A 2,295-nucleotide genomic window follows, 5' to 3' on the forward strand; every position below is an offset into this window, starting at 1 on the left:
ATGCCACCGGCCGACCGCCACGCCGTCGACCGCCGTACCACCGGCCGACCGCCACGCCACCGGCCGGGCGCCACGCCGTCGACCGCCATGCCACCGACCGCCACGCCACCGGCCGGGCGAGCGGTCCGGCTACCGGCACCGGCTCACAGCCGGGCGACGTTCCGCTCGTACACCAGGCGCAGCCCGATCAGCGTCAGCCACGGCTCGTGCTCGTCGATGACGGTGGCCTCGCTGAGGACCATCGGGGCGAGGCCGCCGGTGGCGATGACCGTGACGTCCGCCGGGTCGTCGGCGAGCTCGCGGGCCATCCGGTTCACCACCCCGTCGACCTGTCCGGCGAAGCCGTAGATGATGCCGGACTGCATGGCCTCCACGGTGTTCTTGCCGATCACACTGCGCGGGCGGGCCAGTTCGATCTTACGGAGCTGGGCGCCCTTCACCCCGAGTGCCTCGACCGAGATCTCGATGCCGGGGGCGATGACACCGCCGGTGTACTCGCCGCGCGCCGACACCGCGTCGAAGGTCGTCGCCGTACCGAAGTCGACGACGACGGCCGGGCCGCCGTACAGCTCGACCGCGGCCACCGCGTTGATGATGCGGTCGGCGCCGACCTCCTTCGGGTTGTCCACCAGGATCGGGACGCCCGTCCTGATGCCCGGCTCGACCAGGACCGCGGGGACGTCGCCGTAGTAGCGGCGGGTCACCTCGCGCAGTTCGTGCAGGACGGAGGGGACGGTCGAGCAGACCGCGATCCCCTCGATGCCGTCGCCGAGTCCGCGGCCGAGCAGCGGGTGCATGCCCATCAGGCCCTGGAGCAGTACGGCGAGTTCGTCCGCGGTGCGCCTGGCGTCCGTCGAGATGCGCCAGTGCTCCACGATCTCGTCGCCGTCGAAGAGGCCGAGGACGGTGTGGGTGTTGCCGACGTCGATGGTGAGCAGCATGGGTTACTTCGCCTCGCGCAGGTCGAGACCGATGTCGAGGATCGGCGACGAGTGCGTGAGCCCGCCGACCGCCAGGTGGTCGACGCCCGTCTCGGCGTACGCCCTGGCCGTCTCCAGCGTGAGCCGGCCCGAGGACTCCAGGAGGGCGCGGCCGGCGACGAGCGCGACGGCCTCGGCGGTCTGCTCCGGGGTGAAGTTGTCCAGCAGGATCAGGTCGGCGCCCGCCTCCAGGACCTCGGTGACCTGGGCGATGGTGTCCACCTCGACCTCGATGGGGAGGTCGGGGAACTCGGCGCGTACGAGCTTGAACGCCTCGGCGACCCCGCCGGCCGCGACCACGTGGTTGTCCTTGACCAGGGCAGCGTCCGAGAGCGACATCCGGTGGTTGACGCCGCCACCGCAGCGCACCGCGTACTTCTCCAGGGCGCGCAGTCCCGGTGTGGTCTTGCGGGTGTCGCGGACCCTGGCCCTGGTGCCCTCCAGTACGTCGGCCCAGGCGCGGGTGGCGGTCGCGATGCCGGAGAGGCGGCACAGCAGGTTGAGCGCGCTGCGCTCGGCGGTCAGCAGGTCGCGGGTGCGGGTGGTGACCGAGAGCAGCTTCTGGCCGGCGGCGACGCGCTCGCCGTCCTCGACGTGCCGCTCGACCTCGAACGCCTCGGTACAGACGATGGAGAGCACCGCTTCGGCGACCCGCAGGCCCGCGACCGTACCGGCCTCACGGGCGGTGAAGTCGCCGGTGGCGACGGCGTCGGCGGGGACGGTCGCGACGCTCGTCACGTCCACTCCCCCGTCGAGGTCCTCGTCGATGGCGAGGTGGGCGATGTCCTCGACCAGGACCGGGTCGAGCCCCGCGGTGGCCAGCAGCTCGGCGAGAGCGGGGTCGAGACCGCACTCCATGGGGTCGTCGGCACCGTCGTAGCCGTCGCCGCAGGCACAGGCGTCGCCGCAGCCGCCCGCCGGCTCGGCGCTCACGGCGTCGTCGCCGATCCGGTGGAGGGGGAGGTCGGGGGTGGTCACGGTCACTGCTCCTGAGGGCGCTGAGGGAGGGTCGGGGGAAAGTCGGCGCTGTCCGTGGTGTGCACGGCGAGCGAACGGTCGGGGCACAGCCGTACGACGAGGTGGCGGCGCCAGTCGGTGTCGTCACGGTCCGCGTGGTCCTCGCGCCAGTGGCAGCCGCGGGTCTCCGCGCGGCGCTGGGCCGCGGCGGTGAGAACGCGGGCGACACAGAGGAGGTTGGTCGCCTCCCATGCCTCGACGCCCGGTTCGGCGGGCTTCAGGGCGACGGCCGGCAGCGCTTCGGGGGCTCCCGCCGCTGCCGCGTCCATGGCGGCCCCCGCGGCCGCCTCCGCCACGG

Annotated in this window: 2 protein-coding genes and 1 pseudogene; all 3 read right to left on the reverse strand. The window is 73.2% G+C overall.

Annotation, left to right across the window (positions count from 1 at the left end; genetic code table 11):
• Positions 1 to 143: 143 nt before the first annotated feature.
• The gene (locus G3I19_RS36090) at positions 144 to 941 is read right to left on the reverse strand and encodes a type III pantothenate kinase (protein WP_164267894.1); all 798 of its coding nucleotides are present in this window, start codon (positions 939 to 941) and stop codon (positions 144 to 146) included.
• A 3-nt stretch (positions 942 to 944) separates the two neighbouring features.
• A complete protein-coding gene (gene nadC, locus G3I19_RS36095; RefSeq protein ID WP_343235312.1) occupies positions 945 to 1,958 on the reverse strand; it encodes a carboxylating nicotinate-nucleotide diphosphorylase in 1,014 nt (337 codons plus the stop codon).
• Between the two features lie 2 nt (positions 1,959 to 1,960).
• Positions 1,961 to 2,295, reverse strand: a pseudogene (locus G3I19_RS36100) (L-aspartate oxidase); the annotation flags it as partial.

Source organism: Streptomyces sp. SID10853 (genome assembly GCF_010548145.1).
Classification (GTDB): Bacteria; Actinomycetota; Actinomycetes; order Streptomycetales; family Streptomycetaceae; genus Streptomyces.